This is a genomic window from Acinetobacter sp. I-MWF (assembly GCF_025433935.1).
Classification (GTDB): Bacteria; Pseudomonadota; Gammaproteobacteria; order Pseudomonadales; family Moraxellaceae; genus Acinetobacter; species Acinetobacter guillouiae.
The window spans coordinates 4,342,330-4,368,650 of sequence record NZ_JAMBAR010000001.1; the positions used below are offsets into that span (position 1 = coordinate 4,342,330).

Annotated in this window: 20 protein-coding genes and 1 rRNA gene; 7 read left to right on the forward strand and 14 right to left on the reverse strand. The window is 39.2% G+C overall.

Annotated elements, in window-relative coordinates:
- Nucleotides 1-41 precede the first annotated feature (41 nt).
- Nucleotides 42-887 carry an OXA-274 family carbapenem-hydrolyzing class D beta-lactamase gene (gene blaOXA / locus M2R48_RS20075; protein WP_262087276.1) on the reverse strand — a complete coding sequence of 282 codons (846 nt, stop codon included), beginning with the start codon at nucleotides 885-887 and terminating at the stop codon, nucleotides 42-44.
- Nucleotides 888-1,766: 879 nt separating this feature from the next.
- Here blaOXA and omp33-36 point away from each other — a divergent pair.
- Nucleotides 1,767-2,651 carry a porin Omp33-36 gene (omp33-36, locus tag M2R48_RS20080; RefSeq protein WP_262087277.1) on the forward strand — a complete coding sequence of 295 codons (885 nt, stop codon included), beginning with the start codon at nucleotides 1,767-1,769 and terminating at the stop codon, nucleotides 2,649-2,651.
- 74 nt (nucleotides 2,652-2,725) lie between these two features.
- Here omp33-36 and M2R48_RS20085 read toward each other — a convergent pair whose 3' ends face one another.
- From M2R48_RS20085 to M2R48_RS20100, 4 genes are all read right to left on the reverse strand, one after another.
- A complete protein-coding gene (locus tag M2R48_RS20085; RefSeq protein WP_262087278.1) occupies nucleotides 2,726-4,693 on the reverse strand; it encodes a BCCT family transporter in 1,968 nt (655 codons plus the stop codon).
- Between the two features lie 167 nt (nucleotides 4,694-4,860).
- Nucleotides 4,861-5,541 carry an ion channel gene (locus tag M2R48_RS20090; protein ID WP_004725230.1) on the reverse strand — a complete coding sequence of 227 codons (681 nt, stop codon included), beginning with the start codon at nucleotides 5,539-5,541 and terminating at the stop codon, nucleotides 4,861-4,863.
- A 217-nt stretch (nucleotides 5,542-5,758) separates the two neighbouring features.
- Nucleotides 5,759-7,474 carry a cation acetate symporter gene (locus M2R48_RS20095; protein WP_004816490.1) on the reverse strand — a complete coding sequence of 572 codons (1,716 nt, stop codon included), beginning with the start codon at nucleotides 7,472-7,474 and terminating at the stop codon, nucleotides 5,759-5,761.
- Nucleotide 7,475: 1 nt separating this feature from the next.
- Nucleotides 7,476-7,808: a DUF485 domain-containing protein gene (locus M2R48_RS20100; RefSeq protein WP_004725226.1), complete on the reverse strand. Its 333-nt coding sequence runs from the start codon at nucleotides 7,806-7,808 to the stop codon at nucleotides 7,476-7,478.
- Between the two features lie 185 nt (nucleotides 7,809-7,993).
- Between M2R48_RS20100 and M2R48_RS20105 the strand changes: the two genes are divergently transcribed.
- Both M2R48_RS20105 and M2R48_RS20110 read left to right on the forward strand, forming a co-directional pair.
- On the forward strand, nucleotides 7,994-11,485 hold the full coding sequence (locus M2R48_RS20105; RefSeq protein ID WP_105713782.1) for a PAS domain-containing hybrid sensor histidine kinase/response regulator: 3,492 nt from the start codon (nucleotides 7,994-7,996) through the stop codon (nucleotides 11,483-11,485).
- Between the two features lie 441 nt (nucleotides 11,486-11,926).
- The gene (locus M2R48_RS20110; protein ID WP_034612732.1) at nucleotides 11,927-12,694 is read left to right on the forward strand and encodes a hypothetical protein; all 768 of its coding nucleotides are present in this window, start codon (nucleotides 11,927-11,929) and stop codon (nucleotides 12,692-12,694) included.
- Nucleotides 12,695-12,972: 278 nt separating this feature from the next.
- Here the strand turns inward: M2R48_RS20110 and M2R48_RS20115 are convergent, their stop codons facing one another.
- The 5 genes from M2R48_RS20115 to M2R48_RS20135 all read right to left on the reverse strand — a co-directional run bounded on the left by M2R48_RS20115 (nucleotide 12,973) and on the right by M2R48_RS20135 (nucleotide 17,866).
- On the reverse strand, nucleotides 12,973-14,217 hold the full coding sequence (locus tag M2R48_RS20115) for an esterase-like activity of phytase family protein (RefSeq protein WP_151803310.1): 1,245 nt from the start codon (nucleotides 14,215-14,217) through the stop codon (nucleotides 12,973-12,975).
- A 229-nt stretch (nucleotides 14,218-14,446) separates the two neighbouring features.
- Complete coding sequence (locus M2R48_RS20120) at nucleotides 14,447-14,842, reverse strand: tautomerase family protein (protein ID WP_004725218.1); 396 nt, start codon at nucleotides 14,840-14,842, stop codon at nucleotides 14,447-14,449.
- Nucleotides 14,843-14,980: 138 nt separating this feature from the next.
- Nucleotides 14,981-16,123 carry a PQQ-dependent sugar dehydrogenase gene (locus M2R48_RS20125; RefSeq protein WP_262087279.1) on the reverse strand — a complete coding sequence of 381 codons (1,143 nt, stop codon included), beginning with the start codon at nucleotides 16,121-16,123 and terminating at the stop codon, nucleotides 14,981-14,983.
- Between the two features lie 449 nt (nucleotides 16,124-16,572).
- Nucleotides 16,573-16,688, reverse strand: a 5S ribosomal RNA gene (rrf, locus tag M2R48_RS20130).
- 563 nt (nucleotides 16,689-17,251) lie between these two features.
- Nucleotides 17,252-17,866: a TetR/AcrR family transcriptional regulator gene (locus M2R48_RS20135; RefSeq protein ID WP_056518385.1), complete on the reverse strand. Its 615-nt coding sequence runs from the start codon at nucleotides 17,864-17,866 to the stop codon at nucleotides 17,252-17,254.
- Nucleotides 17,867-17,952: 86 nt separating this feature from the next.
- Here M2R48_RS20135 and M2R48_RS20140 point away from each other — a divergent pair, with 86 nt between their 5' ends.
- Nucleotides 17,953-19,161: an oxygenase MpaB family protein gene (locus tag M2R48_RS20140; RefSeq protein WP_262087281.1), complete on the forward strand. Its 1,209-nt coding sequence runs from the start codon at nucleotides 17,953-17,955 to the stop codon at nucleotides 19,159-19,161.
- A 116-nt stretch (nucleotides 19,162-19,277) separates the two neighbouring features.
- Here M2R48_RS20140 and M2R48_RS20145 read toward each other — a convergent pair whose 3' ends face one another.
- The 4 genes from M2R48_RS20145 to def form a co-directional block, all read right to left on the reverse strand.
- Nucleotides 19,278-19,520, reverse strand: coding sequence for a DUF4199 domain-containing protein (locus M2R48_RS20145; RefSeq protein ID WP_262087283.1), 243 nt, complete (start codon nucleotides 19,518-19,520; stop codon nucleotides 19,278-19,280).
- 42 nt (nucleotides 19,521-19,562) lie between these two features.
- Entirely contained in the window at nucleotides 19,563-21,635 is a 2,073-nt protein-coding gene (locus M2R48_RS20150) for a TonB-dependent copper receptor (RefSeq protein ID WP_262087296.1), read from the reverse strand.
- 70 nt (nucleotides 21,636-21,705) lie between these two features.
- On the reverse strand, nucleotides 21,706-22,212 hold the full coding sequence (locus M2R48_RS20155) for a DUF2946 family protein (protein WP_410004170.1): 507 nt from the start codon (nucleotides 22,210-22,212) through the stop codon (nucleotides 21,706-21,708).
- Between the two features lie 69 nt (nucleotides 22,213-22,281).
- Entirely contained in the window at nucleotides 22,282-22,812 is a 531-nt protein-coding gene (gene def / locus M2R48_RS20160) for a peptide deformylase (protein WP_004723400.1), read from the reverse strand.
- A gap of 123 nt (nucleotides 22,813-22,935) precedes the next feature.
- Here def and M2R48_RS20165 point away from each other — a divergent pair, with 123 nt between their 5' ends.
- The 3 genes from M2R48_RS20165 to M2R48_RS20175 are packed head-to-tail and all read left to right on the forward strand — an operon-like array spanning nucleotide 22,936 to nucleotide 25,854.
- Complete coding sequence (locus M2R48_RS20165) at nucleotides 22,936-24,087, forward strand: LysM peptidoglycan-binding domain-containing protein (protein WP_262087298.1); 1,152 nt, start codon at nucleotides 22,936-22,938, stop codon at nucleotides 24,085-24,087.
- A 23-nt stretch (nucleotides 24,088-24,110) separates the two neighbouring features.
- Nucleotides 24,111-25,238, forward strand: a complete 1,128-nt coding sequence (gene dprA / locus M2R48_RS20170; RefSeq protein ID WP_262087299.1) for a DNA-processing protein DprA — start codon at nucleotides 24,111-24,113, stop codon at nucleotides 25,236-25,238.
- Between the two features lie 46 nt (nucleotides 25,239-25,284).
- The gene (locus M2R48_RS20175; protein WP_096735350.1) at nucleotides 25,285-25,854 is read left to right on the forward strand and encodes an L-threonylcarbamoyladenylate synthase; all 570 of its coding nucleotides are present in this window, start codon (nucleotides 25,285-25,287) and stop codon (nucleotides 25,852-25,854) included.
- Nucleotides 25,855-26,321: the final 467 nt, after the last annotated feature.

Here is a 26,321-nt window from a genome sequence, read left to right on the forward strand (position 1 = left end):
AGTTTCCCCCAATAAACTGGGCATTTTTTTATCTACTGCATTTATCTCAAATAAAAGAATAGGCCTAATTTATCCAAGATACTTAATGTCAGTTGCTTGCGTTCAGCAGGATCATCCCCTGTCTGCATGTGCATATTTAAAGCAAAAGCGGTGATCTGACCATTCGGCTGTTCCACCCATCCTGTGTACCACCCCACTTGTGGCTCCACATCCATTCCCCAACCACTTTTGGCATAAAGCTTGGAATCACCCCGTCTTTCGACATAGAGCATATCTTTAACTTGTTGCTGTACAGCATCATCAAAAGGTAATGTTTTCTTTGCCAATTGATAAGCAAATTTAGCTTCTTGCTCTGGGGTGATTTTCAATGGTCCGACCAGCCAGAAATTATCTACCTGTTGACCAATTTGTGTATTGCCAAAACCAACATGCTTGACTTCTTTACTCATCAAATCCAAGCCAATACGTCGTGCCAGTTCCTGATATACGGGTACAGCTGAAGCCTGCATTGCTTGTGCCAAAGTCATATCTTTTTCCCATGCAGGAAAAGATCTTTTTTCACCATTCCACTTAAATACTTCTGTATTCGTCGCTTTCGCATGTTGCAAACCAATTAAGGCATTCAACATTTTAAAAGTAGAGGCTGGAATATAGGCAGTCTTGGCTCTATTTAAATCATTCCCATAACGTTTAAATTGAGTTCCATCATAAGTCACAAAGACGGCTTGAGTTTGCGCATAATTAAACAACAAAGGGATTTCACTTGTTCTTTGTGATGACGCTGGATCATGCAAATTGGCATTAGAAACACAACCTGAAAATGCCACACTACTCAGAATGATCAATACACTGCTTTTTATTTTAGATTTAAATCGATAATTACTCATAAACTTTACTTAGGCATTGACTCAATCTGAAATAGTGTAGATGAGCTCATGAATTATTTTTTAAATTGAATGTAAGAAAATATTTACAGGTGCAATATATTGGTGCATAATGCACTCCATTAGGGCAATTTATTAATATTCCTCAGCAGAATTTATTGATTTGCTCCAGATTTTGGCGAAAAATCCCAGTTTTCTTTGAAAATTGGGATTTTTTTTGGCAAAAATCATGCCAAGACAATTCACCTTTTGCTTAATTATGCTACATATTGGTGCAATATTTTTATTGTCTGTTTAATACGATTTGCCTTGAATTTTTAAATAAAAAAAAGCCCAACCTTGGGGAAAGCTGGGCATATAAACTCTAAATCTCAAAAAAATTCATTTAAAATGAATGAACTTTATTGACTCATTATCTAAAATATCTTTTACTTTGTAAAACCTATTAAATTGATCGGATATAAATTAATTATCGTTTTTATAAATAATTGAGAATAAAACAACAATATTCACATGAAATGATTATACAATCACAAATTAATTCTAAAAATAAGCAGAATTTAATGACATTTTCTTGACATTGATCGTAAAACAACCATCGGTAATATCGATAAAAAAACACAAATAAACAATAAAATAAATGTATTAATTTAACAATTTGATATCTGTTTTATATGAAATAAAACTTTTGTCTGAATTTAGTCTGTTGTTCTAATTAAGTTTTTTTACAGGTTGACGTAAAGCTGCTCAAATGTACGTTTTTTAAACAATGTAAATTTCATGTATCTACTTTGTAAACAGTGGCCTTAAACGTCATTGACTTAATATCTTGTTACAATACAATGCCGTCTGTTTCACCAATTTCTCCTATTGGAAAAGATTATGAAAAAACTCGGTTTAGCCACTGCTTTATTATTAGCCATGACCGGCGCTCAAGCATACCAATTTGAAATTCAAGGTCAATCAGAGTATATCGATACAACTGAAAATGACAAAGATTTCACTGGTGGTTTGCAAGGTACTTACTACTTCAAAAATGTTGACTCTTCAAAAGGTCCATTGGCTGAAGCAGCGTTCTTAAACCAAGCATCAAATGTTTCTTTAGCATATAACTATGGCGAATTAGACGCTGGTGTAGTTGCACATAACTACGGCGCTAAAGCTGAACTTTATGTTCCTACTCCATATGTACCTGCATACGCAAGTGCTTCTTATAGCCACACAATCCTTGACGGTAAAAATGGCTTGTCAAATGATCAAGGCGATCGTTTTGCATTAGAAGTGGGTGCTCTTCCTACTCAAAACTTCTTAGTCGCTGTTGGTTATACTAATGTTGCTGACCAAGTTGCTTTAGATGCATTCAATGTTATGGGTAACGGCGTTGCTAAAGCGACTGCTGAAGCTGCAACAATTGGTGAAGACCAAGACGCAATCACTGCACGTGCTAAATACGTTGGCGGTATTGACGGTACAAATATGTCTTTAGCGTTTGAATCAGGCATCATCTATGGTGATGCGACTGCATACCAGTTCAAAACTGATTTCTATTTGAACCCACAATTAAGCGTTGGTGCTTCTTACGCAGCGTCTAGCTACGAAGGTACGCCTGATTCAGCTTGGGGTGCAAACGTAAACTACTTCATCACACCTGCGATTGCAGTTGGTGCAAGCTACGTAAATGCAAACTACGAAAACAATAAAGGCCAAGCAATTTCGTATGTTGGTGATACGCAAACTGTTGGCTTAAACGCTAAATTCCGTTTCTAAGTTGCTTAGAAATTGAATCAAAAAAGGACTCATACGAGTCCTTTTTTATTGCCTTTGTTTTTTAAATAAACAACTTAGTTTCTCAGTACATTTAAGAAATGTAGATGGCGTTCATATTGATCAATGATGTCTTGAATCAAGTCTTCTTGCGTCCACTCCATTACATCATAGTTTTGACCACCTTCTCTTAAAAATATTTCTGCTTGATAAAAATCATCGGTTTCCTGATGTTCTTCATTCATCATAAAGCTTGGCGCAACCATTTTGCGTGCAATGACTTTATAGATAAAATTGAACTCATCATGATGATCCACACTCAGTTGAACACCGTCTTCGGTTTCTTTAATCACCACATTTAAATCACGGCGTTTAAACTCAAAACGAATACTTTCAAAAGCCTTAATCACATCAACCTGAATATAATGTTGTACTTCGGCCAACGTATGCGGATAGTGCATGATTAAGCCCAAACGTTGCTGCCAACTACGTGGATTTTGCACAGCTCTCGGCGTTATTCTTGCCACTTGTAAAGCCTGCATTTTGGTGACATCTAAGCGCAATGCTTTGACTAAGCCCCAACACAACAACAGCATAATAAAGGTGAATGGTAAGGCACTCATCATGGTGGCCGATTGTAGTGCGCCTAGCCCACCAACCATTAATAGAATGATCGACAAGATCGCCATTAAAACAGTCCAGAACAAGCGTTGCCATATCGGCGAATTTTCTGTTTTCGCAGTGAGATAATCGGTCACCAATGCACCAGAATCCGCAGAGGTAACAAAGAACAATACCACCAGCAGTGTCGCAATAAGACTAAACACACCTGAGAAAGGCAGGTGGGTTAAAAACTCAAACAATGCAACTGATGAATCTTTTTGTACCGCAGAAATCAGCCCCGTCTGCCCTTGTTCCATAATACTAAACAAGGCAGCATTGCCAATAAATCCCATCCAGATCAAGGTAAAGCCTGTCGGAATAAGCAGTACACCGACAATAAACTCTCGAATGGTTCGACCTTTTGAAACACGCGCAATAAACATACCGACAAATGGTGACCAAGAAATCCACCATGCCCAATACATAATGGTCCACCCCCCAATCCAGCCATTCGATTGATAAGCATATAAATTAAAGGTCATGCTAAACAAATTCGAAATATACTGCCCTGCATTTTGAATGGTTGCTTGTAGGATATAAATACTGGAACTGGCGAGGAACACAAAGCCCAGTAATACCAAGGCTAAAATTAGATTCAGTTCAGAAAGTCGTTTGATTCCCTTATCTAATCCAAGGAAAACCGACAATGAAGCCAGCGTACTCACCACAATAATCAAAAAGATTTGGGTGCTAATATTACTTTCCCAGCCAAATAAATAATTTAAGCCAGAATTAATTTGCGTTACCCCAAATCCTAACGTAGTAGCTACACCAAATACGGTACCAATGGTGGCAAAAGTATCGACCGCATCTCCGATTGGACCATGTATTCGTTGACCAATAATCGGAAATAAACCCGAACGAACTTTGAGTGGCAAGTTATAGCGAAAAGCAAAATAAGCCAGCGTTAAGCCAACAACTGCATAGATAGCCCAAGCATGTAAGCCCCAATGGAAAAAGGTAATTCTCATTGCTTCTTGGGCAGATTCAATGGTTTGTGGATCACCAGCAGGTGGATTGACATAATGCATGACAGGTTCTGCAACACTGAAGAACATTAACCCGATCCCCATACCCGCAGTAAATAGCATGGCAAACCATGACCCATTACTATACTCAGGCTGACTATGATCAGGTCCAAGCTTGATTTTACCCATGTCAGAAAAGGCAATAAAAATCAGCACAATTAAAAATATTGCGACAGATAAAACATAGAACCAACTAAATGAATCGGTGATCCAGCGGTTCATCCTTTGAGTAATCAGTTCAAAGGCATTGGGTGCAAAGACAACAACGGCTAAAAAAAGCGCAATAATTCCAACAGTGCTCAAGAAAACATTTGGATTGACATTGTCAAACCAAGTGATTTTTTTGGAAGGCATATTTCCCCCAGGTTTTTATACTCAATGGACAGACTTTTTAAAGTCAAAAAAAGGCATTCACAGGTGTGAAAAAAGACGAATCCTGTAGAACAGCGATTGGATTCAGGCCACATTATAATTTAAATTAACATTTTCAACAATTTACTAAATGTAACAAGATCATTAGCTCATGATTTTGGTTTATTTTCAATATATTGCAGGGCAATCATCCGTGAGACGATCAAGGCAAAATACATCACACCACAGAACATTTGCAACATTGAAATCACCCGCGCAGCAGGTGCAACAGGAATCAAATCGGACAATCCCGTTGCCGATTGCAGACTAAAACTAATGAACAATAAATCCAGCCAAGATTGGTAGTCCGCAACATGATTTGGGTTTTGAAAACTCTGCGGAACCACCAATTGACAAATACTGTATAAGAAGGCAAATCCCCATGCGATCAGGGTAAATACTGCACCTGCAGCAAACAGCTCATCTTTGGTTAAATAACGATCTGCAAACATATAACGGATTAGACCATATGCTGCACAAAAATAAGCGGCTGCTTCAAATGAATGTGCAAAGATTTGCAAAGTAACAGAATGAAAACCGATCAACATTAGAAAGGACAGTACAAATGCCCCTGTGACAAAGGTTAAGCCCAACAGTGTAAATGTCGGTGTTTGTCGAATCACTTTGGCAATAATCAGTAATGCAGAGACACCGAGTAACCAAGTTAAAATTTGATAACTTCTGCTGGCATTGGTATAGACAGATAAAACTAAAATAAGCAGTTGGACCAACAATAACCATGCTGACGGTAATTGTTTAAAACCTTTCCAAAATTCGATCATTGAACGCATATTTTCTGATTCTGATTGTTCTTTTAAACATTCAAATTAACATATTCATCGGATTTCTTAAATCCTTTCAATTTTTCGTGATCATTCAACTGATCAATCAGCATCAAACAAGCTGTATATCGCTCAAAAGCTGAAACTGGGATGATGGAGTTCTGGCTTTGCATCACCCATAAAAAAACACCTTCGAGAAGGTGTTTTTAAGCTGATCTCAAATCACTTAGTGATCTGAAGCACCAGAAATACCAATACCTGTTTGTGAACGTACAAACTGTGCATCAAATGCTTTACGCTCTGCTTCTGCACGTGCAGATTTATCTGTCACAGAGAACAACCAGCAGCAGATGAATGCTAATGGCATAGCAAAGATTGCAGGACCATTGAATGAGTTGATCGGAGTATCAGAGATTTTTAATGTGTCTACCCAAACTGCTTTAGATAAGATAATTAAAGTCACCGCTGTCACTAGACCGACAACACCACCTACAACAGCACCACGTGTAGTTAAGCCTTTCCAGAACATTGAAAGAACCAATACTGGGAAGTTTGCACACGCCGCGACAGAGAATGCTAAACCTACCATGAAGGCAACGTTTTGCTTCTCGAACAAAATACCTAAAATCATCGCAAAGATCGCAAGACCAAGTGTTGCAATCTTCGACATACGTAATTCAGATTCAGGGGTTGTTTGACCTTTTTTCAGTACGTTTGCGTACAAGTCATGTGAAATTGCTGAAGCACCTGACAGTGTCAAACCCGCAACTACCGCAAGAATCGTTGCGAATGCAACTGCTGAAATAAAGCCCATGAACAGATCGCCACCCACTGCATCTGCAAGGTGTACCGCTGCCATGTTGTTACCGCCAACTAATTCTAGTTTGCCAGTCACAGCCATTTTAGCAACATCAATAAATTGTGGGTTGTTTGATACGAAAAGGATCGCACCGAAACCGATAATGAAAGTTAATAAGTAGAAGTAACCAATGAAGCCTGTTGCAACAACTACAGATTTACGCGCTTCTTTAGCATCTTTAACTGTAAAGAAACGCATAAGGATGTGTGGTAAACCTGCTGTACCAAACATGAGTGCTAAACCAAGTGACAAAGCATCGAGTGGGTTTTTCGCCAAACTGCCTGGTCCCATAATTTTGGTTGCATCATCAAGACTGACATCATGTACTTTTGCAAATACATCAATAGACTGTCTGAACATTTCAGAGAAGCTATAACCGACAGAATGCATCACCATGAACGCCATGAATGTTGCACCTGAAAGTAACATCACTGCTTTAATGATCTGTACCCAAGTTGTCGCCAACATACCACCGAAGATCACGTAAGCCATCATCAGAAGACCAACAATCACAACTGCGATGTTATAGTTCAAACCAAATAACAATTTGATCAACTGACCTGCACCCACCATTTGAGCAATCAAATAGAAAGCCACAACTACAAGCGAACTGATTGCTGCAAGTGTACGTACTGGTTTTTCTTCTAAACGGAACGAAACCACGTCAGACAGGTTATATTTACCTAAGTTACGTAGGCGCTCAGCAACCAAGAACAATACGATTGGCCAGCCAACCATGAAACCCAGTGAATAAAGCAAGCCATCAAAGCCTGAGCTAAACACCAATGCAGAAATACCCAAGAACGATGCAGCAGACATATAGTCACCTGCAATCGCTAAACCATTTTGGAAACCAGAGATACCACCACCAGCGGTGTAGAAGTCTGCAGTATTGGTGGTTTGTTTTGCAGCCCATTTGGTAATAAATAAGGTTAAACCAACAAAAATTGCAAACATAATGATTGCATGCCAGTTGGTCGCTTGCTGCTGAGCTTCACCTAAATCTGGGCCTGCTTGTGCAACAGTAGAAAGCAGTGCAGTAGATGCAAGAGCTGCTTTAGTCTTTAAAGAGTTCCATTTCATCTTAGTGCAGTCCTTTTTCGTGGGCGATTGCTTCGACTTCTTTCATTGCATCTGCATTCAATTGATCCAATTTATTGTTGGCAATGTATGAGTACACACCACACAATACGAAAGATAAAACAATAATTCCTAGACCTAAAGGAATTCCCCAAGTGGTGATGCCACCACTAAATGAACTCATTAAAAATTCTTTGTTATAGCCAACTAAAAGCATAAATCCAACATAAACGAACAACATAATTGCAGTTAATGTCCAGCTTAATTTACTTTTTTTAGCAACCATTTCCTTGAATTTTGGATTTTGTAGAATCGCCTCTACCTGTCTCTCATCCATAACCATGCTCCTTGATAAGCGACCAGAACGCTGGTTGCTTTTTTTAGTCTTTTTTTACATGGTCAAAATTAACAATATTGTGGGGTTCTCGTAACTTAGACTTTGGTCGTTAAATTTTGAGCAAAATAAACGAGACAGTTCATGTATGCGTTATTATAGGCGCAGCTTTTTATACTGTAGTCCTTATGAACAGTTGGTTAATTATAGGGGTTCTGGCCCTTTACATCCTCATTCTATTCGTTTGCGCCTTCTTTGGTGAGAAGCATGCGAGTCGATTAAGCACGCGCGGCAGAATGCTTCTCTTTAGTCTAACATTGGGCGTATATTGCTCCTCTTGGACGTTTTATGGAGCAACAGGTGCTGCAGTACGTGAGGGGATTATTTTCCTGCCGATTTATTTAGGACCTTTATTATTTGTCTGGCTGGGTTATGACATTTGGCGTCGTTTAGGTCGCGTTCGACAACATCATGCCATTTCTTCGATTGCCGACTTTGTCGCAGCACGTTATGGTAAAAGTGGAACATTAGCGTCCTTAGTGACCATCTTGGCTGTAATCGCCATTATTCCTTACTTAGCACTACAATTACGTGCCATTGCGCTTAGCGCTTCCGTCATGCTCGATCACAATACCCAAGTGGTCTCCACCACCACCAATGGTGTGCTTGGTCTTACCGCTGTATTGGCGATCTTGGCCATGATGTTTGGCACAAGACAAATTGCCAATACAGAACAACATGGCGGTTTAATGCTTGCCGTTGCTTTTGAATCATTTGTAAAACTATTTGCCCTGCTCTGCGTGGCCTTTTTCTTTATTTTTGATCATCCACAAAATATTGTACAAATCTCACAGGATGTGCAAAAAACTTTTCATGAAGTACAACTGTTTGGTGTGCCAGACACTTTCTGGGTTCAAACATTACTCGCTTCATTGGCAATTATCTGTTTACCACGTCAGTTCCATGTGGCCGTGGTTGAATTACGCGATGAAAAACATATACGTGGTGCAAGACGGTGGTTTGCGGCATATTTGATTCTGACCATTATTGCCATTATTCCAATCGCCAGTTGGGCACTGCATGCAGCACCTAAGTATCTGACCATTCCTGATGTAGCGGTACTCTCATTACCGATTAGTTATAACCAAGACTGGTTATCTTTACTGGCATTTTTGGGCGGTTTTTCAGCATCAACAGGGATGCTACTAGTCTCTTCTGTGGCACTGTCCATCATGCTCAGTAATGACTTGATTATGCCTTCTCTATGGAAGTTTGGCATTCTTTCTCGTCATGACAAACGCTTACCACAGGTACTTAAATTTACCCGTCGTGTGTGTATTTTAGCGGTGATGCTGCTCGGATTTTTATTCTTCCACTTCTTTAATGATATTGACCAATTATCCACCTTTGGATTATTGGCTTTTAGTGCGGTTGCACAATTTTCGCCGGCTTTAATTGGTGGTTTATACTGGCGTGGCGGAAGTCGCCAAGGGGTTTATGCAGGCTTGGTTGTAGGCTTTATCCTTTGGTCATATACCTTATTATTGCCAACGATTTTACGTAGCTTACCTGTTGAATATAGCCAGTTTGCACATCAATTTTTGATGTTTGGACCTTTAAATATTGAATGGTTAAGACCAGAAGCTTTATTTGGTTTTGAATCTTTTGCCCCGCTTACTCATGGTGTAATCTGGGCACTTGGTTTAAATATTACCTTATATATTTGGGTCTCTCGTATTTATCGTCCTAGTATTGCTGAGCAAATTCAGGCAGAAAGCTTTTTCTATTATGAAACCAAGCCCTTACCTGCACAAAACACCTCTACCGATATTAATTATTTACACCATGATGTCGCTAAACTTAAAGTTGGTGATCTGATTGCACTAGCCAAACGGATTACTGGTGAAGGCCCAGCAACCCATGCCTTTCAGCAATTTTGTACCATGAATAATGTGGTGCTCAATGAGAATAGCAGTGCCAATGGGATGTGGTGGCGGTTCACTGAACAATACCTCGCAGGCACAATCGGGGCAGCCTCTGCACGGACATTACTCACCACGGCTATGGTCAATAATGGCTTGGCGTTGGGCCAAGTGGCAAATATTCTCGACCAAGCGTCACAATGGCAACGCTTTAACCAAAATCTCATCATGACCATGATTGACCACATGACCCAAGGCGTGAGTGTGGTTGATGAAAACATGTGTTTGGTCGCGTGGAACAATCAATATTTAAAGCTGTTTGATTATCCAAAAGATTTAGTCTATGTCGGCTGCCCAATTGCCGATTTGATTCGTTATAACGCAGAGCGTGGCGAATGTGGTCCCGGCTCGGTAGAAGAACATGTACGTAAGCGAATTCATTGGATGAAAGTCGGTAGCGCACATGAGTTTGAACGGATTCGTAAAGATGGCCGTGTGATTCAAATGCGTGGTAATCCCATTGAAGGCGGTGGTTTTGTCACGACCTTTGCAGATATTACCGCATTCCGTGAAAATGAAGCAGTACTTGAAGCACGTGTGTCTGACCGTACTCAACAGCTTGCAAATGCCTTATCTGAACAACAACTGGCACGTGAGCAAGCCGATAAAGCCAATATGTCAAAAAGCCGCTTTATTGCAGCAGCCAGCCACGATTTGCTTCAACCGATGCACGCAGCACGCTTATTCAGTACTGCTTTAGAACAAAGCGTACAATCGGATGAAGACCGCAAAACATTACAACAACTTGATCGTGCCTTACATGGTGCTGAAAGTATGTTGTCTGCCCTTTTGGATATTGCGCGGCTGGAAGGTGGTTCAATCCAACCGAAACGCCAAGCTTATCCACTGCATGATTTATTAAGTGATTTAGAACTGCAATTTAAATCAATCGCCGCACAACGCAATATCCAATTGCGTGTCCATGATGCTCAATTCTGGATTGATACCGACCCACAATGGATCCGTCGTATCATCCAAAACTTTGTCAGTAATGCCTTACGTTATACTGCTCGCGGACGTGTGATTGTTGGTGTGTTACGCGCGTCTAATCGCCCAAATCATATCCGTATCGGTGTCTGGGATACCGGCCCGGGGATTGCAGAAGAACAACGCATTAAGCTATTTCAAGAGTTTGAGCGTTGTGGACATACCTCGCCATGGGGTGAGCAAGGCCTAGGACTTGGTTTGGCAATCGTACAACGTATGACCAGTTTGCTTGATTATCCTGTGCATGTTTACTCTGAACTAGGTAAAGGCTCATGCTTTATGATTGATGTGCCAATGGTAGCAGCACCTAAAGTGGTTTCATCACCTGTACAAGCGGTACCATTAAAAGCCAAAGCTTATAAAATCTTATGTTTGGACAATGATGATACGATTTTGGAGGGTATGGCAACGCTACTGACCAAATGGGGTTATCAAGTCTTTAAAGCCACTGAACCTGAACAAGCGTTGGAAATTATTCAAAAAGAAAATATTCAAGTCTGGTTGGTTGATCAGCATTTAAATCACGGCAAAATTGGCTTAGATTTTATTGTCGAAAACCGTCAGGAAAATGTTCCTTCAGCACTGATTACTGCAGATTCTGATCCTGAATTACCAGAGCGTGTTAAAGACCTCAACGTGGTGTTGTTGAAGAAACCATTGAAGCCTGCTTCTCTACGTGCATGGTTATCTGGCTTGAAGATTTCTAAATAATCTTCCACTACGTTCAATCCTTTTCAGTTTATTGATCACGTTCTTCTTTAATGTTTTGAAACATTTACAACCTCTAGACCATTGCGTTCTAGAGGTTTTGTAACGCAATTTTTTAAGTGGAATAGCAATTTTTTTTAAGCTTTGTGCAAAAGCATTCAAAAAAAAGCAAAACTCGAACCCATTTATTGACTAAAAACTTCAAAGCCCTCTTTTCTATGGCAAATAACATCAAAATAGTAAATATACACTTGTATAGTTGGTTACAATTTTCTATTTATATGATTTTAAAAAATAAAAAACTACTTTTCACCCCATCTACAACTTTAGTCGTATTCCTATTGCATCTCAGATAAATCAAAAATTACTTCAAGACAAAACTACGCTCATGTTTAGGAAAACAAAAACAGCGTTTGAATTCAATTTTAAATAGGATTTTTAACCATGAATATTTCAGAAACTGTTCCACATGGGCTACACCAAGCTCAACAATTTCATCGTCAATATGGTGCAAATGCAATCCTGCCTGAAATTGATTGGCAAGATCTGTTTAAACACAGCAAACTCCACGACACACAAATCCAAGCACTCAACACGATTTATCAAGCAGCTGTGCCTTTAGCACTTCAAGTGTTTGAGGAATTAAAATTTGATGTATTTACCCCTGTTGCTTACCATCCTCAAGGCTTAGGTCTGTTTGATAAATTAGCGCAACAAGAAGAAAAACTGGTTCAACGTCTCGAAGATGAATGCGAATGCTTAAATGATGAAGTTCGTCATCAAGTGTGGAGCATGTTACTGCGTGGCGGTGCGGTACTGGTCTTTAAAGCATGGTTAGGTAAAGTAAAAACCGGCGAAAATATCTTAGATATGACCCAATTCGATGAATTATCAGATTTGCTTTTTATCAAAACCTCACCAACAACATTGGCAGCTCGTTTAAAAATCGATGCACATGCGGATTACGACCATGTTTTCCTAATGTATGGCAATGATGTGTTTCTAGACCGTTTTAATAGCTTAGAAGCAGCTGCTTTATTTGTAGATTTAGGTGTTTATGATGCAGCATTCTTAAGTCTACGTGATGACCGAGTTGCAGATTATCTAAAATCTAAAGGCTATGTCACCCATGAACAAATTGAAGATTTAAAATGTGCTTTAAATCCATTGGGTTGCCCTGATCAAGTTTCGAAACAAGACTGTTTAGCTTAATCCTCATGCTTGAATGATGCATAAATAAAGCCAGTCAATTGACTGGCTTTCTGCGATTTAGCTTAAAGATTACTTCGTACTTTAAAATAAGAATATCTGCTCAGCTAGTTTAAGGTATGTACTGATGCTTTACCCTCAATAAAAAGTCAGGTATTTCACTTAATATTGATCAGTTTAAGTTTTAATCCTCCCCAGCCCTCCTTTTAAAAAGGAGGGCGTTTTCCCTTGCTAAGAATAATTTAGCTTCGGGTCGTGGAGGCTAAGCATTTTATCGCTTATTAATACAATGCTTTAGGCAATTTAATCTGAATAATTTCATTATCATCCGCACGCTTTGCATTTCGTCCTGATGAACCTGGAAAGTTATTGTCATTTAAAACAGTTAAGGTATTTTTATTTTCAATAATCACATCTTCAATGGTTTCAAATGGAAAAGCAAAAGTTGTTGCTGTACCAATATCTCCATCTCGCGCTGTCCCATATAAATTATTCGGGTTGGCGATATTCATAAGATCAACTAAGTCAGAACGTTTTACCGCTTTACCAGAATCCCCTAATTCAATTTGAATCAGCTTCTTATAACCATCTAACTTATTTTGACTCGCATCACGCTCAATGATAATGCCAGACTTATCATCAAACATTTGGAAGTCACCAATATTGGTCGCCTTGGCATTCAAGGTAAAATAATAATATCGACCAGTATACGCTTTCTTCTTCACATCAAATTGTGAGATAAGCAACTGTTGTGTGGTTTCGCCTTTTAACGGTTTTTCTAACAAAGGATATAAATATTGACCATCCTTAGACAATGCCATTCCTTCAAAGCCACCGCTTTGCTGAACCAAAGGCTCTACATAATTTATGTTGGCTTTATTGAATTGATTTTGCGGAGAACGCAATTCCACACCAGCTTTTAATGGATGAGGTAATGCAATCGGCGCATCAAGCAGTATTCCATCTTTATCAAAATGCAGTAAATATGGTCCAAATTCATCCCCAATCCAATAAGTACCATCCGCAGTACGTTGAATCGATTCAGGATCAAAATCCGCCCCAGTGAGTAAACGATCTGTGCTGTTTTGATTGATGATTGAAAATGGTATTAATTTATTGGGATCACGAAGCTGAATAAAGCTCATCACTTGAACTTTTGCAGATCCTGCCGATTTCGTCCGAAAATCAGGTTTTACTTGATAAACACGGAGTAAAAAGTCAGATGAATTGTCTTGTGTACCAAAGCCATTGTCTGCCATGACCATATAAGTGCCATCACCGTTCTTTACAGCACCCGAAAAGCCTTGAACTGGCTGACCTTTAAAAGGTGGAAATATGCCATTGGCGCCCTTTACAAATGCACCTGAGTTTGGACCGGCTGCATAAGTTTCGACATCAAGTTTGGCAAATGAAACCAAGGTCGGTACAGTAACAGATGGTTCAAATGAGAAATCATTGTCATCATCATTACATGCGGTTAAAGCCAATACGCCTAACGCTAAAACAGAGTAAGCAATTTTTTTCATAAAGGTCTTTTTTATTGATTTAAATGAGCTTTATTAGAAACCAATAGCATGACATTTTGAGGTCATTTCAATGACAATATTGCGTCAGTTTGATGATATACGCAGATATGCTTCACTCAGCATATACTCCACCGTATAAGCGCGCACAAGCTGAATTAACATATTGAATTTAAATAATATTAATGACGGAGTAATCTATTCCATCTACTTTGATTCATATTAGGTTGAGCTAGACTTGAATATCGAAACCCAAATCCACATCACAGGCAGCTTGACCACCACGGATTCCCCAATTTTCAGCGGGAATTTCTCTTAATAAAATTTTGATATGATCTTTGGGAATCCCTAATACAGATAGATTCTCTACAATACTGCGATACAAATTTCGCTTGGTATCCAGTGTACGCCCAGCAAAACAATCAATACGAATCAGGGTAAATTTTTCAGGATAAAGCTTATTTGGTGGACATTGAAAGCGATGTGGTTCATGTACCAATAAACGAATATCACGATCATATTCAGGAATTTTAAAAGCGCTCACCAATGCATGATGAACAGCATCGATTAAGCCCACTTCTTGTGCTACAGAATATTGATAGCGAACTTCAATTGTAGTTGCTGGCATTATTGTTCTCGATTTATATTATTGTAAATCGAAAGAATAGCATAATTTCTATACAATTTTAGCAATTAAGCTGATATCAATTCAGCTGCTTCCACATCTTTTCAATAATATAATAATCCATTGATTTAAATTAATTTTTTACTTAGGTAACAGTCTTAATAACCCCGCATTTTTCCCATCTTCCAAAACCCAAATCGAACCATTATGGGCGGGATGGATATCTCGAATGCGTTGCTGCATGTTTAAACGCTGTACCTCACGGACAGGCTTCGATTCAGTATCAACCACAATAATCGCTTCTGAGGATAACCCACCAATCAAGGCTTTATGATTCCATTTCGGGAATAATTCATCTTGATAAAAGACCAAACTGGAGGGTGATATTACTGGTGTCCAACTGATTTCTGGTGCTTTAAATTCAGGACGTGTCGCATGATCGGGAATGGATTTTCCTGAATAATGATCACCATTGGAAACAATCGGATAACCATAATTTTCGCCCTTCTTAATCAGATTTAACTCATCTCCTCCTTTAGGCCCCATTTCAACCACCCACAATTGATCCTTCGCGTCAAAAGCCATACCTAATGGATTACGATGACCCAACGACCATACTTGTTTTGCGATCTCACCTTGTTGAGTAAATGGATGATCTGCAACAACAGTACCATCATCATTCAGTCTTAAAACTTTTCCTAAATTGGAATTCATATCTTGAGCAGGATCAAATTTTTGGCGTTCACCAGAACTAATCCAAAGCTTGTCATCCTTTGCAAAAATCATTCGATGTGCATAATGCCCTTGTCCTGAAACCTTAGGAACTTGTTCCCAGATTCTTTTAATATTGATTATTCGGGGATTTTTTTCTTGTAGATTTAATTCACCACGAATCACAACCGCACCATATCCCCCTTTTCCTGTTTCGGCATAACTTAAATAAATTTGATGATTGTTTGCAAAATCAGGATGTAGAACAATATCGCCCAAGCCCCCTTGCCCACCATAAGCCACTTCGGGAAGCCCTAAAATTTCGATACTTTTCAATGTGGAAGGATCAAACAGTTTTAACGCCCCTCTCCTTTCGGTAATCAGTAAACGGCCATCAGCCAACTCAGCCATTGCCCAAGGCTCATCAAATGTCGCGACTTTTTGGGTCTGATAGGTCTGGTTAATCAAAGAATTAGCCGTAGTGGTTTGATTATTTTGAGCATTACATGCACTTAACAAGCTACAGCTGAGCAATAGGGGTAAATAGATTAAGCACTGTCGAAAAGCCTTCATTTTAGATTCCCTCAGTATTGTTATGACCTATCGATTTATTTTAAACAAAAGTATCCATCTCACCATTTCATATTGGTAACTGAGCGAATTGGGTCTTAATTTTTAATTGAATCATCTTGTAAGCTTTAACCTACAACAATCGTAGTGATTAGCGAATATACTGACTTAGGCATTGCGCTTATCATAGCAAACATAAAGAGACAGGAAGTCTCATTGAGAATAAGAAAACACACAGGACGTGAGATTCGACAGGAGTCAAATCTAACACACCAATACGAAGAAAACCCCATCAGGATGATGGGGTTTTCTTTTTGCATCAAAAAAACTATTTATTTTCAGTTGCTTATGCACTTCAATTCTTCTACAGATTTCTTTTTATTTAGCTAATAAACACTCGGCATAAAAAAACACCCCGCTCTCGCTAGAGATCGGGGTGTTTTAGATTTAAAAGCTGGCGATGACTTACTCTCACATGGGTAACCCCACACTACCATCAGCGCTAAGAGGTTTCACTTCTGAGTTCGGGAAGGGATCAGGTCTCCAATCTCATCTTAAAATCTCAATTCGAAATCTTAACAACTTAATCAAGTGCCTGATTTATCAGAAGTTTTATTTAACATCACCGCCGATGGATGTGCATTCTACAGCATTCACTAACCAACACAACCCCTTTTTTTAATTATTTTTCATTTTATCTATCACTTGCTTATTTATTCTTCTAAAACAGCACTTTTTCTTTAAAAACCTGCTTTTTTGCATAAAAACACAGCAATAAAAAAACCAATACCCCCATCATACATTTGCTAAAAAAAGTAAAACGGCCTCTTGTATACCCTTAGCATTGTTATAAATACAATTTAATAGAGATACGGCGATTAAAATCTATATAAGGAGATAGGGCAGTTTTATCATTGAATAGAAGCATCGAACGATTCCCGAGAAAGAAATCAATATCTTGTCCCAACTCAAACAATACTTAGACTCGCTAAAACCAACGCTATAAAACTCACTCTATAAAACCAACTCTATAAAATCGGGTTCGATAAAACCAAGCTTTATTTGTATTTGGATGTATGTCTATATAAGTCGAGTACAATCTATGGATCCCTACCACCATTAAAGACTATCTTAAAGCGGATTAGGGCTGGCGCCTTGCTCTAGATAAGCCAAGATCATCAAAGTTAATTCTTTTTTTAGCTGCTGTTCTGAAATTAGAAAATTATTATGACTGACATAACGCATCATGGTAAAAAGCGTACTATTGATAATCACAAAGGATTTATTTTTAAGTACTTCAAAACTCCAATGATTAAAAAAACGGCTAAATACATACAATCCCACTTCATAGAAATGCTTTTCTAACACTTTTGCTGCTTCTGAATTGTTATAGCCATGCCAATGTTTAAGCACTTCAATAAAAAAGCCACCATCGGCTTTCATCATGTCAAAACCGAATTGAAGACTAAGTGGAATGATTTCTTCTAAGCTCAATTCTTCTTGGCTAATCGCAATCTGTTTCAACGCAAGCCCCAGCTGCTCACTTTTACGACTTAAAAGCTCCTGAATAATTTCTTCTTTATTTCCAAAATACTGATAGATAGAACCAACACTGACACCTGATTTTTCTGAAATTTTGGGTGTGGTGACGTTGATTAAGCCATATTCAGCAACACATAATTGAGTTGCTTCCAAGATACTATCTACGACATTCCGAGCACGTTGTTGTTGTGGTTGTTTTCTCATCTTGCGGTTCACTCCAAAATGCGAATTGAATGCGAATAATTATTCATATTAGAGTTTGACTAAACAATAATCAGGTCGCGCTCAAAATGCAAACATTAATTAAGCCACAACGCCTTGCCTCATTTGAGACCATGGCACGAACAAATATGAAGTCTAAGCTTTTTTATTATTTTACAGACCAGCAGTTACAACCCAGTTATGACGAATATCTTTCACTCAATCGTGCCTTACAGACTGGTGATATCGCGATGGATAAAGTTATGGATTGGGTGATGACCAATCCGAGACAAAATAGAAAGCTTTTTGAAACAGCCTTGTATCAAGGTTTGGATAAACTTCCCAATGAAATTCCTGAATTAACTGATTTTTTTAAAATGGTTGAACAAGCGCCTACTTGGCTTGATCCAGCTAAAATTGAAACGGCGATCAAATTTACCCATCGTTTAGGGACAAATGGCACTTTTATTTTACGCGATGTGGCTTTAATGACGGGTTATCAATACCCTGGTTTTAATCAACCGTTAATTATGACGGGTGCTTTACATAAATATGCTGGAAAACGCTTAGCTGAAACCCATAAATGGTGGCTTGATGTCAATCAACAAGATAGCTTCTCTCGTTTTAACAATGGTTTTACTTCAACCATTTATGTGCGTTTTATTCATTCGTTGGTACGCCATCAACTCAATAAATCCAAAGACTGGGATAACGATATTTGGGGAGCGCCGATCAATCAATATGATCAAGCCATGACCAATATCGCATTTAGTGCGGTGTTACTTCTCGGTGTCAGAGCCATTGGTATTTTTCCAAGCAAAACCGAATCAGAAGCCATCATGCATTTTTGGAAATATACGGGCTGGTTAATGGGAGTAGATGAAAAATGGCTAGTCAATAAAGAGTCTGACGCATGGAAACTACTGCAATGGATGAATTATGCCCACCCCAAGGCCGATGAAAGTAGCAAAGCTTTAGCCATCAGCTTATCCAAAGAGCCTTTTGAACGACACTACAAACATTTCAATTCCTTTTTGCAAAAAAAGGCCTATCAAAATCATTTGGATATTACTCAGTTTTTTATTGGGCAACGTAAAATGAAAAACCTAGGACTCAAGCCACGTACTTTGGCTTGGTATCCGCTTTATTTAATTGCAAAAAATACCCTGCTCTACCGTAGTGCTAAGCATATCGACAAACTGGATCAATATTTACAACAGAATGGTCGTGCAGAACAAGAATATGCACTCAAACTTTATGAAAATGCAGGGAAACAATTAGCGAGTATGCATCAGTAAGATCTACCCAGCAAACGCACTTCTTCATCAAATAGAAACACTCGAAAAAATAAGGGGAAGCCAATTGGCCTCCCCTTGTTTCACATTACATGACTTCGCGTCACATTACCCATTGATCAATGAGAATGCGTTGCTTCAGAAGCCGAATGATCCATGTTTTGCATACTTTCATGACTCATATTAGACATATCATGTTGCTGAGCTGCATTCTGTTTTTGGCTTGGCATATAGTCAGGCTCGTTGGTAATCGCCAAATAGAAGATTCCCATAAAAATACAGCTTAAAATAATTGCGATAATCAGCAACTTCCATCCCCAAAACGATTTTTCAGGTGACAACTTATTACTGTCATTACTCATAGAACATCCTCATATTTCTGTAAAAATTCAGTTTTAAATCAATTAAAATTTCATGCTAATACGAGCCCAATAATTACGCCCTGTATTATTAAATTGTTGAGTACCGACTTGACCATCCGCACCTACACCCAATTTGTTTAAATGCTCGGTATAGGTTTTATCTAAGACATTGTCGACACCAACAGCAAGATTTAGATCTTTTTGAATGTTATATGACGCATTCAATGCCAAGGTGGTAAAGCTTTTACTTTCACCAGTGTCATAACCGACAATATTACCTTGATTTAAGCTAATACGATCTTGTTTCGCCACAGCACGCCATAATAAGCCTAAAGAATATTTATCTTGAACATAACGTAAATTCAAACGACCTTCTAAAGGTGCAATTTGCGGCAATGGTTTATGCGTATCGGTATTTTCGCCCCATGCATACATTGCACTTAAATCCGCTTGGATCGCATCGGTAAATTGATAACCGATCCCCGCTTCAGCACCCGCGATAGTTGCATCGACATTTTTTGCCCCAGCACTGAATGAAGAACCGTGATCATGCCCACCCATTCCAGCTTTTGGATGATTATGATAACTCAATAAAATAAAGTCATTAATCAGCCCTGCATATGCTGATGTCCATACACTCAATGCATCATGTTGGTATTGATAACCGAGATCCAACTGTAAAGTTTTTTCAGTGTTTAAATCATTAAAAGTCGGTTTAGACATACCAGTATTACCATGTGCAGTACTGAATAGCTCCCAATAATCTGGAACCCGTTCCACATAACCTAAACCAATATAAGATTTGGCATTATGCTCAGGATATTGATTTTCTAAACGAATAAATGCACTTGGCAAAGTTTCTTTACGTTGATCATTCAGTTTTAATGCATCAATTTTAACTTGATCAATTCGTGCACCTGTCACCAATTTATAAGCATCATTAAATTGATAGGTCATTTCTCCGAAAGCACCATAAGATTGGAAGCGCATATCCTCTCTAAATGCAACATTCATGGATGGCATGGTGGGTGATGACATACTGCCGCCATGTTTGTTCAGCTGAGAATCCACCCCAGTAATTAAACTGAGCTTATCCCATTCACTGGTCATAGCTAAACGACTATTTAAAGTACGGCGTGTCACTTGCATTGCCATTGGATTCGACACCATTTGATGTGTATTCATATCATGTGTCATTGGTGGTGTACGTAAACTAAAGTTATCCATAATATGGTCGTTATAACTATAGTTCACTTGCCCTTCGAGCTTTTTAATCACAGGGCTTAAATTCTTCTTTTCAACACGTAAGCCTAGGCTTTCACGTGCAAATTGAGAACCATCCATGGTTCGGCCTGCGTATTCAGCCTCACCATCGGCTTTACCACCCGTCAGTTCAACCCATGTATCTTCATCGGGTGTCCAGCCTAAGGCTAAATCGGTATTCCAGCGTTCCCAAGAAGAAGGCACTTTATTACCATCACCATCCTCATAGCTGTTTGACTCAGAACGATTGGCATTGATACGCATGTATTTTTTACTGTCACCGACAGCAGCTTCAATGTTGTGATCCAAACGTCCAAAAGAACCGACTAAAACACTGGCTTGACCTTGATAATTTTTATCATCTGTTAAGGTCGGTTTCTGACGTTCAAAAATCACCGTGGCTGCTGAACCTGTATTGGCATATTGGACTGTCTGAGGTCCTTTTACCACCGAAATACGGTCAAAACTTTCAGGTTGAATATACGACGTAGGTGCATCCATGCGTGCTGGGCATGCACCTAAATTTTCGGTACCATCTGTTAAAATTTTAATCCGTGAACCAAACATGCCGCGGAATGTGACATCTCCATTGGTTCCACCGCTTTTAATCGAATTAAAGCCTGCAATACTTTGCAAATAATCAGCACCATCTGTGGCAGGTACAGGTTGAATCGGCTGTTTTGGATCAGCATGAATAATCAAACCATTGGCATCATTATTTAACTGTGCTGTAACCACGATTGGAGCAAGTTGAGATGCATGTTCCTGATCGTGTGCAAACGTCGCTGTAGAATAACAAGCAACACAAACCGCAGCCGCTAAAGGCTGTAAAAAGAATTGAGGTTGAGCCATTTTCTTTCTCTTAAATCATAAATTAAACAAGGCTGGAGTCAATGAAGACCCTAAAAATTAAGTTTTTGATTTATGCGAAAAGTGGCGGGGCTCGCCCTTGGGGAAGTAAAAACAAACGTTGCAATACAAAATAGACATGTCGAAATGCTTTTTGAAATGCAACCAGTCGCACTTGAATACGATCTAATATTTCTTTGACTTCAAGTTCAGGAGGTAAAACCAGATTGCCATAGACTGTACAGTATTGGCACTGGTGACCCGCATCATGGTGATGTGAACTTGGTTGCTCTGGCGCTGCATGTTCAGCATGGGCCAACAGATGCTCATGACTGACAGCTTCATGTGCAGAAGATGCAGATTGATGTTGATGATGGGTGCTATGTTGATGCTTTTCGTAGAAATGACTTTGTACTAAAGCTTGAGTAATAGTTTCACAGACCGGCGCAATTTGATATTGCTTCGGTAGCAAAGGCTGTAAAAATACAGCAATCTGTAAAAAAACTGCGGTAAAACCGAGCAGTAAACCTATTCTCAACAAAACGTTCGTCTCAACATTTTTCGAGCCAGAGTATAACAAAGCCCAAACAAAATTGGGCTTTGTATTGCAGGAAAATTTTAAAAGTTTTTAAAATTCAACTGACTCAGATCAACGTTTTGCTGGAACTTTTTGCTTTTCACGCTGACGAACCACTTTTTCCACTTTTTCACGCGCACGTTGACGCTTTAAAGGGGATAAGTAATCCACAAATAATTTACCGTTTAAGTGATCCATTTCATGTTGAATACATACCGCCAATAGATCATCCGCTTCGACTTCAAAAGCTTGACCTTCAAGGTTAATTGCTTCAATTTTAACTCGTGACGGACGCTCAACTTTATCGTATATTTGAGGAACAGAAAGACAGCCTTCCTCATAAGATAAGGTTTCTTCTGTAAGCGGTGTTATTTTGGGGTTAATGAACACCATAGGTTGGTCTTTGTCTTCAGACAGATCCATTACGATAAGCTGAATATGCTGATCGACCTGTGTAGCAGCCAGACCAATACCTGGCGCTTCATACATGGTTTCAAACATGTCTGCTGCTAACTGGCGAATTTCATCAGTTACCACATCGACAGGTTTTGCAATGGTGCGTAAACGGGGATCAGGAAAACTTAAAATAGGTAATAAGGCCATACTGTACCCTCTGTTGCTATGCCATTGATCTTAAAACTAAATGAAGAATATGCTTCATTAAAAAAATGTGTGTAATATGCGTATTATAACGCATATAGAGACATAATTTTAGGAATTATGATAATGAAAAAGGTTTTAACTGGCATAACGAACTTTCATGCCAAGGGGTTCAAGAAACAATTACTTGCTGTGACACTATGTTTAAGTGCAGGATTCACTTACATGGAAATGACACACGCAAGTCCAAATACCAATCCACCTGCACTTAAATCCAGTGCACCCAATGTCTATGTGGTGAAACGTGGTGATACTTTATGGGATATTGCGGGGAAATTTTTAAGCAAGCCTTGGCGCTGGCCTGAAATCTGGGCAAGCAATAAGCATGTTAAAAATCCACATTGGATTTATCCAGGTGATAAATTATTGTTGTGTACTTTAGATGGTCGCCCATTGATTGGTGTAGATGAAGGTGATGGTTGTGATGGAATTATCCGTCGTCATCAAGGTGGGACATCTTTACGCCCTCAAATACGCGTTGAATCCTTAAATAATGCGATTTCAGTGATTCCATTATCAGATATTCAACCGTGGTTAGAACACAGTATTGTGGTCAATCCTGAATCTTTACAGAACATCCCTTATACCATCGGTGCTGCTGATAATCGTGTGATTACAGGTGCAGGACAAACCGTCTATGCCCGTGGAAATGGCTTAGTCGTGGGTCAACGTTATGGGATTTATCGTGAAGGCAAACCCTATACGTTCCTGAATGCTGAAGGCAAAAAGTTTAATGCGGGCATGGAGTTAACTGAGGTTGCTTCTGCAACTGCGGCGGCTGGTGAAAATGATGTCACCACCCTTGAGTTAACCAAAAGTTATAATGCTGAAGTGCGTAAGGGCGACTATGTCCTGCCAAGCTATGATGCCGAATTGCCGAGCTTGTTCTACCCAACCACCACCAATGAAGTCAGCAATGGCGGTAAAGTGGTTCGTGTACAAGGTTCAATTGGTACAGCAGCACAATATAGTGTAGTCACCATTGACCGTGGGAGCTTACAAGGTGCTAAACCTGGACAGGTCTTTAGTATTTACCAACAAGGTGAAACAGTCCGTGACCCAAAAACCAAAGAGTCTGTGAAATTACCAAGTCAAAAAATTGGTACGCTGATGATCTTTAAGAGTTTTGATCACCTCAGCTATGCCTATATTTTGGAAAGTAATTTACCTATTAAAATGGGTGCTGAAATTAAACCACCTGCAATTGCAGATAACTAAGTTTTTCATGATGTGATTTAAATATGTTGAAGCAGATATCCAATGACCAATATGATGCCATCAGACTTTGGTATTTGGTTCAACATTCGCTCAGCGCTTTTCGTAAATTAGAAACACACTTTGGTTCTATCACAAAAGCGCTGCAAGCTGAAAATTTAAACCGCTGGTCTGAAGCCAAAATTCATAAAAACCATCTTGAAAGAGCCAGTGAATTTCTTACTGCGCTTGGGCAATCCAAATTTCAAGGTTGCTTCGATAAAATTCAACAGCATACAGATTTTATTGTTTTAGATACCGACCCTCATTATCCTCAACAACTGCTACCTTATCCTGATCATCCGCCAATTCTATTTGGTAAAGGTGCATTTCAGAATCTAAGTCAACCACAAATCGCTATTGTGGGTAGCCGAAAGCCAAGTCCGCATGGCAAACAAGTGGCTTATGATTTTGCTTACTATTTGAGTGAAAAGGGCTTTTTTATTACCAGTGGCCTAGCACTGGGAATTGATGCCGCTGCACATATGGGTGGACTAAAACACCATCGAACCATTGCGGTGATCGGTACAGGCTTAGATCTGGTTTATCCTAGTCAAAATAGACAGTTACAAGAACAAATTTTGCAGCATTCAGGAACGATTCTGACTGAATACCTGCCAGAAACCCAACCTATTCAGCGCAATTTTCCCTATCGAAATCGAATAGTCAGTGGTTTGAGCTTAGGTGTTGTTGTCGCAGAAGCACAACTGGGTAGTGGTTCACTGATTACGGCGCAAGCTGCCGCAGAACAAGGTAAAGTGATTTTTGCAATTCCAGGGCATATTTATGGAGAGCATCATCAAGGATGTCATCAGCTCATTCGTGAAGGGGCCATTCTGGTTGATCATCCAGAACAGATTGTTGAAGATTTAGCACTTCCCACCCAATGGCATTGTGCACAACAGTCTGAATCACGTTCCCCAATGCCAGAAATTCCCGAGCATTTATTTAAGCTGTATCAATTGCTGGATTGGATTGGGCAAGACTTAGATACGCTTGCTCAAAACGCAAATTTAGACATTGCACAACTCACAAGCGATCTTATGGAATTAGAACTTTTGGGTCACTGTATTCAACAATCTGGGCTGTACTTACGTTGCCGAGTCAGTTATTAAGGTTCACAATAGTAGCTTATTCCACGAAATGGCAAGGTAAACATAGATGATTACAACCTCAGTTGCTGAAGCTGCACAAATTCTTCAACAAGGTAAAGTCTTGGCTTATCCAACAGAGGCAGTATGGGGTTTAGGCTGTGATCCGTTCAATGAACAGGCTTTTTTAGAAATTTTAAGGCTTAAACAACGCCCTATAGAGAAAGGCGTGATTTTATTGGCAGGACAGCTCTCACAAGTTGAGCATCTATTAACAGAAATTGACCCTATTATTCGAGAACAAATCATTCAATCATGGACGCAACGCTCTAGAACAGAACGTGCAACAACTTGGCTACTTCCAGCTGATGATAAAATTCCACAATGGATTAAAGGCCAGCATGCTCAGGTTGCAGTTCGTGTAACCAATCACCCTTTGTGCATTGCCTTATGTAATGCCTTTAATGGTTTTATTGTGTCGACCAGTGCAAATTCGGCAGGTTTAGAACCGGCAAGATCTTTGCAACAAGCCAGTCAATATTTTGGTTCTGAATTGAATTATTTAAATGGTGATCTTGGTTTAAGTCGCGAACCAAGCAAAATCATTGACGCATCTACAGCACAAGTGATTCGGGCTTAAACACGTTAAAATATTCATTCAAACATGAGTTCAGGGCCTGTTGGAATTTCATAAATGGCTTGCGTTGTAGGTTAAAATTGAGCATGAGACCTATACGTCGTAAAGCAGGAAACGAAGAGAATAGCGAGACTATTTTCGAGTTTCATAACGTAGGCTGAGATAATTTTAGCCACAACCCTGAGCAAGAACAAAGCATTGCTTTGTTTGCAGCGCAGTAGACGAATTGTCAACAGACCCTCAATATTACCAATAAAAAGGCAAAAAAAAACTCAGCCACATATAGGGTTGGCTGAGTATAAAAAAGGATGCGTTAAACACATCCAGAGGGTATGAAAAATTCAGTGTAGAACAATTTAATTAAGAAATTCTTAATTCGCTACGATGAAAATATTATCCTATAAATTTTTTTTGAATACAAATATATTCTTCTGAGCAAGATCTATTCATTTGACTGAATTGCAAATAAC